An 8,107-nucleotide genomic window follows, 5' to 3' on the forward strand; every position below is an offset into this window, starting at 1 on the left:
ACCTGGTGACCCTCACCAGCGGCTCCGTCTACGACAACGTCCGCCACGCCGACGGCTCCTGGCAGGGCGCGGCGCTCGCCGACGGTGGCGGCCACGTCAACGCCATCTCCGCCACGGGCATGCCCAACGGCGACATGCACCTGGAGACCCTCGCCAAGTAACGGATCGCCGACGATCCACAAACCCGACCGCCCGGTCCCGCCCAGGGGCCGGGCGGTCGGCCCGCCGGCACCCCGGTCCTTGACCGGCAACACCTACGGGGCTCGCTCGCCACCCCCCTCGGCCCGAGACACCCGAACCAGCCGCTCACCCCGCGCGTCCACCACCGCACAATCCCAGGAGACCTCCATGCCCGCACGCGCTCTCAAAGCCCCCCTGCTCCGCCGGGCGTCCGCCGCCGCCGTGCTGCTCGCACTCTCCGCGCCGCTGCTCGTCACGACGGAGGCCTCGGCCGCCTCGGTCGCCACCTGGGACAAGGTCGCGGCGTGCGAGAGCAGCGGCAACTGGAGCATCAACACCGGGAACACCTACTACGGCGGACTCCAGATCAACCTCGCCAACTGGCGCCACTACGGCGGCCTCAACTACGCCGCCCGCCCGGACCTGGCGACCAAGCAGCAGCAGATCCTCATCGCCGAGAAGATCCTCGCCGACCAGGGCGCCGGCGCCTGGCCGGCGTGCGCGCCGGGCACCGGCCTCGCCACCGACCGCACGGACCCCTACCCCGCACCCACCCCGGCCCCCGCGCCGAGCTGGAAGGCACAGGTACTGGTGAACGGTGGCGGCGGAATCTACCACGCGATCCGCGACGCGTCCGGCAACTGGTCGGGCTTCGCCAACGTCGCCGCCCAGACCGGGGACATCGGCCCCGTCGGCTCGCTGGCCGACGCCGGGATCAACGGCGACACGCACGTGGTGGCGGTCGGCGCCAACGGCGACATCTACCACGCCGTCCGGTTCGCCGACGGCCAGTGGGGCGCCTTCGGCGACGTCAGCTCGCAGGCCGGATCCCTGAGCTCCGTGACCAAGGTGTCGGCCGTATCGGTCGGTTCGGAGCTGAACGTGCTAGCGGTCGCGAGTGGACGGCTGTTCCACACCGTGCGGCACGCGGACGGGACCTGGGCCGCGTTCGCCGACGTCCAGTCCCAGGCGGGGACGCTTCCCGCGGCGGTGACCAGCGCAGCCGAGGCCTCCGTGAACGGACAACTGCAGGTGGTGGCCGTGGCTGGTGGCCGGGTGTACCACTCGATCCGCGCCGCCGACGGCACGTGGAGTGCCTGGGGCGACGTGTACTCGATGGCCGGAGACGCGGGCGCCGCGACCGACGTCGCCATGGCCGGGACCGGCGCGGACATGCAGATCGTCATCGCGTCGAACGGGGGCACGAAGCAGTACCACGGTGCCCGCCTCGCCAGCGGTCAGTGGATGCCGCTGAGCGACCTGGCGCCGGTCGCGGGCTCGTTCACCACGACGTCGGTGAGCGTCGCATCGGTCGCCGGCGAGCTCCAGGCCACCTTCGTCACGACGGACAACCGCATCCTGCACGCGATCCGCCACACCGACGGCAGCTGGCAGAACGCCACTGCCATCAACCTGACCGGCGTCTACGGCAACCACTACGCCGCCAGCATCACCGGAACCCTCTGACACCAGAGGATGACCTCCGCAACGGGTCGGGGCGCCCCCGGGCACCCCGACCCGTCAGGTCCCGCTCAACGGCAGACGAGCCACACGGACCCTTGGGCGGGGCGATGCGCCCATTGAACCTGCGAGACGCATGTCTCCACGGGCGGCCACCGGCGGCTGCGCGGACCGGGCCTGGACGGCTACGCGGTGGGCGCCTGGATGCGCCGTCAGCGCAAGGCCGCCAGCCTCACCGTCGACCAGGCGGCGAAGCTGGACGCGCTGGACGAGCTGTGGCGCCTGGAGCCGGACTGGAACCGCTCCTACCGGCGCCTGCTCGCCTACCTCGCCGCCGGCGGCACCCTCGACGGCCCGGCCAACCGCACCGGCCTCGGCGACGATCCCGCATTCCGGCCTGGCACCTGGCTGCGCAAGCAGGCCACGGCCCGCGCCGACGGAAAGCTGACCGACCAGCAGACCACCCTCATGGACGCGCTCACCCGGCACGCCGAGACCGTCACCGGCTGACCCCGCCTCGGCGCCTCCCCTCCCAGCCACGGCATGCATCTTGTGGGTGGCCTTGCCAGGCGCCTTGTGGGTGGTCTTGGGAGGCGCCTTGTGGGTGGTCTTGTAGGCACACAGCCATCCGGTCGGGCGCGGCATCGTCGCAGGTTAGAACCCCTTCCAGGTGGGCCGGAAATACCGACAACCCCTGCTCTGCTTCTATGTCTCGGGTGGGGGAGGTGGTCGGTCGGTCCGGTTCGGGGTTCGCGCCTGCGGCGGGCCGGTGGTTCTTCCGCGCGTCCGGCGAAGCCGTCCGCGCCGCCCCGGCGGCGGCCCGAACCGGCTGCTCCAGGTGCTGTTCCGGGAGCACGTAGATACCACCGCACGTAGCACCGAGGGCACCACCGCAGGTACGGGCGCAGGTACCACCGCAGGTACCCCCTCGCTTCCGGCGCTCTCCGCGCGTTTCGGCAGCTCATCGGCCCTTTCTGGGCGGCCGGAAATTGCGACAACCCCTTCTGTCCGTTTCTGTGCCCTGGTTGCTGGTGGTGGGTGGTGCGTGTGTGGGTGACGGTCCGGACGGCAGGGGTTCCCACCCTGCGGGGCCGTGATGGTTTGGTGAGCGTCCGGCGCAGGCCGGACGCCCCCGGGCCGCGTTAGGCCGGGGGCGCACCACTACGGTGAGGCGGTGAATATGCAGACGACGGTCGCGGGCCTTGCCGAAGAAGCCGAGCGGCAGATCCGCGGCGGGGTGTGGGAGCTGAGCCCCAGCGACCGGAGCCTCGCGCTCCAGGTCGAGGCCGGGCTGCGGGAAGCCGTCGGTGTGCCGGATACCCAGGAACTGCTGTCCGAGAAGGACCGGCTGGAGCATCTGCGGGAGGTGCTCGCTGTCCTTGCCATCGTCCTTGCCCGCACCCATGGACGCCTGGCCTGGTTCCTCTCGGGAGCCATCACGGCGCTCGAACCCGTCCTGCGCTGGCGCGCCCTGGACGCCGATCACGGCAGCACCTTCGGCACCGTCCCCGCGAGTCCCGAGCAGTACACCCAGGCCGAGACCGCCGTCCGCCATCTCCAGGACACCCTCGCTCGCATCACCACCGGCTGACACCGCTTCCGGCCCTCCAGGGGAAGCCGCCCCCTGGACGGCCCCTGGGGCAGCCCCCGCGCCCTGACGCACTGTCCGGCCCCCGGGAGTGTGGCCCGGCGTCCGTGCGGCCCGGCAACGGCCCTTCCCGGACCTCCCGATGTGGCTCCTGATGTAGCTCTTGATGTGGCTCCTGCTGCAACTCCCGATGTGGCTCCTGATGCCAGCACCCCCGCCCCGGGCGCCAGGTGGCATCTGTGCAGCTCAGCGGGCCAGCCAAGGTGGGCGGAAAAGCCGACAACCCTCTCTGCGCGCCCCTGTTCTCCTGGTGGGGTGGGGTGGGGTGGGGTGGCGGTGGTGCGCTGTCGGGTTGGGACGGCCTGCGGCGCCTGTTGATGGGCCCTGCCCGGCGGGCCGGCCCGGCCGGTCGCCGCCGTCGGCGTGACAGGCGCCGCTGTGCGGCTGGGGGGTCGGTTCGTGGTTCGGCACGGGGATCGGGCGGAGGTTCGGTTCGTGGTGCGGTTCGGCGACCCGCCGCCCGTCCCGCTTGCTGCCTGTTTGTGCTGCTCACCGGCGGTGATAGGCCGAACTCACCACTTCGACTTACCGTCCTGGGCCCCTGTCTGGTGGTGGTGGTTGTGGTGGGTGGGTTGGGGGCGTTGGTCGGTGTGGCCGGGCGCTGCGCTGTGCTCTTGTTCTCGCGTCCGGCTGGTGCCGGCCGCTCGCGGTGGGGCGGGGCGGGTTGGGGTGCGAGTGGCCGCAGGAAGGCCATCAGGCCGCCCCGCCGGGCCTGGCCGCCGTGTTCCTCGGATGCGGTGGGCGTGGGCGGGCAGAGACGGCCTGAAGTGCTTTCTGGGTGGCCGTCGGGTTGGCCGGGTTAGCGCCAGTGGAGTCCGAGTGCGGCGAGCTGTTCGAGCTGCTTTTCGGTGAGCTTGGCTCGGCGGCTCTTGGTGTCTGGAGATCCACACCCCGAGTTTTCCCTTCGCCACGCCGTCGCCTTCCTTGCGCTGTTCGACGTGGCCGCGGCCCTGCGCGCCGGGAACGGTGCGCAGAGCCGTTGTGTGTCTGCCGGCTGGTTCAGGGGCAGTGGGGCAGACCGGGCACGTTGCGGAACTGCGTGGCGCTGTCGACGTACGGTGCGAATGTCCAGGTATCCCCCGTGTAGGTCAACCAGCCGTGTTGCTGCACATAAGTGGTGTGGTACCAGACGTCGCCGTCGCTGCCGACGTTCCCGCCGGCCACCCAGCAGTCCGCGTAGACCTTCGAGGTGTACGGCGCGAGGGTCAGGTTGTTCCACTTGCCGGATCCCGCGTCGGGGGCGGTGTAGACGCCCACGTAATGGCTGGTGGTCAGCGGGATCCAGATCGGGTTGTAGCCGGTGTTGTTCGGGTTTGGGTCGGCGGACGCCTGCGAGGCGGCGCAGAAGATGGATGCTCCGGCCACGGCGAGCGCGGCGAGCACCTTGATCGAACGGGCCATGCTGTTTTCCCCCGCATCCTGCTAGCCCCCTTGGGGGCCGGTCTTTGTACGAGCAAACCGGACCCCTGGCTGTGCAGTACAGACCACGAATCAGCCAGATCCGCATCCGGAGAGCCGCCCAGGCGGCAGGTGAGGACTTGAGCCTGGGCGTGGGCCGGGTTAACTCCCGGCCCTTTTCGATGGACCGTCAGGCCCAGCTCCACGTTGAAGGCCTGCGTCTTTTCCGGTCGTTCTTTGGGGTGGGCGGCGGTGGCGGTCAGGTGGGTTCGGGGGGTGGTGGCCACAGGAGACGGACTTTGCCGTAGCGGGCGCGGGCGGCGTCCGCGCTGAGTCCGAGCGCCTCGCCGATCGTGGCCCAGGTCGCGCCGGCCTCGCGGTCGGCGATCACCGCGCACCGCACCAGCTCGCGGGTCAGCTGCTGGAAGTCGGCCGCCGCGATGCAGTGGGCGCCGGGCAACGCCTGCCCCGCGTGCAGCGCCTCGGCGATCAGCTCGTCCAGGGCCAGCGCGTGTGCCTGGAGTTCCTGGCTGATCTGGAGCAGGGCCACGCGCGCGCGGATCGCGGCCTTGGCGCGCCTGCGGGCCCGGTAGGCGGCCTGTCGACACGGACGCGGACGCGGGCAGTACCGGCGACACCGCCCGCTCGGCAGGACGCCCCCGCACCAACCGCATCTGTCGCCCATATTCGGAGGATATGACCGTTTCCGGACGACATGAGGTCGCCGCCTGGCTGCCAGCTGCGCCGTCCCGGCGTCCTAGGGGTGTGACCTGTGGTGGGCTGCCTCGGTGTCTTTGGATGTTTTGGGGGTTTTGCGGGGTTCCGGTTGGACCGGTGTGGGCCGGTGCCGGCCTCGGCTCCCATTCTTTCCGGCCGTGTCGGGCGGCGCCCGGTCTGGTCACGGTGTGTGTGCGTCGTGGGCATGCCATGCGGCCGAGAGTGGGGTGTCGGGAGTGGGGAATTGACGGTTTGTTTGGGCGGATTTCCGGGATTGCTTCCGGGGGTTTCTGGAGTGTTTTTGGCGGGGGTATTCGAGGGTTTTTCTGCCTGCGTTTTCCGGGTCCCGGGTGGTGCGCGTCACGGGCAATGGGGTGTGACGCGCACCGGGTGGTGATCTTGTCAGGCCGCGTGTCGGCGGCCCTGTCCGGGGCGACTGGTCGGCGTCCTGCTCGCCGCCGTCCTGGTCGCGGGCCGCCGGCCGGGTCGGGTCCGTCCTGCTCGGTGCCGTGCTGCTCGCCGCCGTCGCGGCCGGTCTGGGCGAGGCCTTGGCCGCCGTCCGTGGACGTCCGCCTCGCCGCCGTCCTCGCTGCCGTCTGCCAGCCGGGATGGCTCGCGCGTGCTATCAAGCTCGGGCTGCTGTCAGGCGCGGTCCGGGCGCGGTCCGGGTTCCGCCGTCGTCGGCCTGGTCGACGTCCTGCTCGCCGCCGTCCTCGCCGCCGTCCGCTTCTCGCGGCTGCGCCGGCGTCGCCCGGGGGATAGCTCGCGCGTCCCATCGTGCTGCCTCCTGGTCGCCGCCTGTCCTGGCCGCTGCGCGGGTCGCTTGGGTCGCTGCTCCCGGTCGTCGGCCAGGAGCCGGCCGTCCCGTGTCCGCCTCGCCGCCGTCCCGGTCCCGCCACCGTCCTCGCGGCTGTCCTGCCCGGGGGCGGTGCCTGTGGGAACGGGGCTGTGAGCTTGTGTGGGGTGTGTTGTTGGGGTGCTGTTCTCCCTGGTGGCGGGGGTGGCCTGTAGGGGCTGTGAGCCTGTGAGGCTGTGAGCCGGGGGCCCGCGAGGGCGCGGTCCGGTGCCGTCGTCGCCAGCCTGGTCGACGTCCCGCTCGGTGCCGTGCTGCTCGGTGCCGCCGCCGTCCGTCGGCCTAGCGAGGATGGCTCGCGCGAGTCATCAAGCGGGCGCCCGGTCGCGCGGCCGTCGTCCTCGGCGCCGTCCCGGCCGACGTCGTGCTGCGCCCCGCCGCACCCGGCTGGCCTTCGGTCCCGGCCGCCTGGGCGCCGTCCTGGTCGACGTCCTCGGGGATGCCTCGCGCGTCCCATGGAGCTGGCGGGTGGCTGCGCCCCCGCGGCTGCCCGCCAGGCCGCCTCGCCGCCGCCCTGGCCGCCGTCCTGGCCGCCTCGTCCCGCCCGCCCGCTGCTGCGCACCGGCGGGGGCCCGGTGTGGGTGGCCGTCAGGCCGCCGTCCAGGAGGCGGTGTACCGCCTCGGGGGAGGCCCGGGTGGGGACCGTCCGCCTTGGCCGTGCTGCGCCGGTTCGGCGGCCCGCTGGGTGGTCGGCGGCGCCGGCCTGGCCCCGGGGGCGGTCCGTTCCAGAAATCTGGAACGCGGGGCGAGGGGCCGCTCCGTCCCGGCCGGCACCTGCTCGGGTGGCGCCGCAGGCGCTGCCGGGCACCCCTCGGCCGATGGGCCGCTAGGCCCCTCCCGGCCCCCTTCCTGGCCCGTCTGCGCCGCCCTTTTCCGGTGGCGCCACAGGCGTCACTCCCGGCCATTTTCGAGGGGCCGTCAGGCCCCGGCCCGCGCCGAAGGCCCCGCCCTTTTTTGGTCGCGCTTTCGGGTGAGGCCTCGTTGTGTTCGGGAGGGTGCGGGCCGGTCGTTATCGGCCGATATGAGCGGGCAGCGGGTTAGTGCTTGTTGTGGCATTAAGAGTGGGGTGCCAGGCGCCTGGCGGGCGGGTTTTCATCCGGATGCCGGGTGGGCTTCCTGGCTTATTTCTGTGCGCCCTGCGCGGTGACATCCGAAGGCCGGGCACCGGTGACATTCATGTGTGTTGCAAGGGCGCCCCGCGCTGCGCCCTGGCGCGGCGTTGCACGGGCTTTTTGACCGAGTGGGTTGTGACGGTTGGTGGGCTGTTTCCCGGCCGGTCCTGGGCCCTGATTCCGGGGGTGGTGCGGGGGCCGCGTCGGTGACAGCTCTTGCATCTTTGACGCCTCGCCCCGGCACGGGGCGGAGGGCCTAGGGGGGCTTGCCCGGGGAGCCCCTCGTGGGGCCGCTGGACGGGCGGGTGGTGGAGGGCCCCGGCAGGGGCCCCCGACCCGGGGAGACGCTGCGTCCGAGGATTTACGCCATATCGGCAACGGGTGCTCCACCGGATACCCCCTCCCCGCCAGGGGAGGGCCGTCTACCCGAAATTCGCGTCACATCGTCAACGCTGCCCGGACGGGGGAGGGAAGGGGGTGCTACCGGGATTTCGCGTCACATCGTCAACGCTGGGGGCGGCCCCCCGGAGGGAGGGCTGTCTACCCGAAATTCGCGTCACATCGTCAACATGCCCCGGGGCCCTGGCCGCAGGCCCCTCAGTTGCTGCCCCGTCAGGGGCCAAAGCCCGCCCGTGAATTCGCCGCAGGCGAATGGCCCCAGCCGCCCCCGCCCGGCGCAGCCGGGCCCCGAGGCGCAGCCTCGGGACACTACGCACGGTGACGCCGCCAGGCGTCACC

The 8,107-nt window shown here is 72.1% G+C and carries 5 protein-coding genes; 3 read left to right on the forward strand and 2 right to left on the reverse strand.

Features of this window, described 5'->3' with window-relative positions:
* The first annotated feature begins 348 nt into the window (after positions 1–348).
* From ACFV1W_RS34730 to ACFV1W_RS34740, 3 genes are all read left to right on the forward strand, one after another.
* The gene (locus ACFV1W_RS34730) at positions 349–1,647 is read left to right on the forward strand and encodes a transglycosylase family protein (RefSeq protein ID WP_380421257.1); all 1,299 of its coding nucleotides are present in this window, start codon (positions 349–351) and stop codon (positions 1,645–1,647) included.
* A gap of 198 nt (positions 1,648–1,845) precedes the next feature.
* A complete protein-coding gene (locus tag ACFV1W_RS34735) occupies positions 1,846–2,151 on the forward strand; it encodes a helicase associated domain-containing protein (RefSeq protein WP_380421258.1) in 306 nt (101 codons plus the stop codon).
* 670 nt (positions 2,152–2,821) lie between these two features.
* Positions 2,822–3,232, forward strand: coding sequence for a hypothetical protein (locus ACFV1W_RS34740; protein ID WP_380421261.1), 411 nt, complete (start codon positions 2,822–2,824; stop codon positions 3,230–3,232).
* Positions 3,233–4,288: 1,056 nt separating this feature from the next.
* Here ACFV1W_RS34740 and ACFV1W_RS34745 read toward each other — a convergent pair.
* On the reverse strand, positions 4,289–4,690 hold the full coding sequence (locus ACFV1W_RS34745) for a hypothetical protein (RefSeq protein ID WP_380421259.1): 402 nt from the start codon (positions 4,688–4,690) through the stop codon (positions 4,289–4,291).
* A gap of 256 nt (positions 4,691–4,946) precedes the next feature.
* Complete coding sequence (locus ACFV1W_RS34750; protein WP_380421260.1) at positions 4,947–5,237, reverse strand: hypothetical protein; 291 nt, start codon at positions 5,235–5,237, stop codon at positions 4,947–4,949.
* Between the last annotated feature and the right edge of the window lie 2,870 nt (positions 5,238–8,107).

The sequence above is a fragment of the Kitasatospora sp. NPDC059648 genome (genome assembly GCF_042734825.1).
Lineage (GTDB): Bacteria > Actinomycetota > Actinomycetes > Streptomycetales > Streptomycetaceae > Kitasatospora.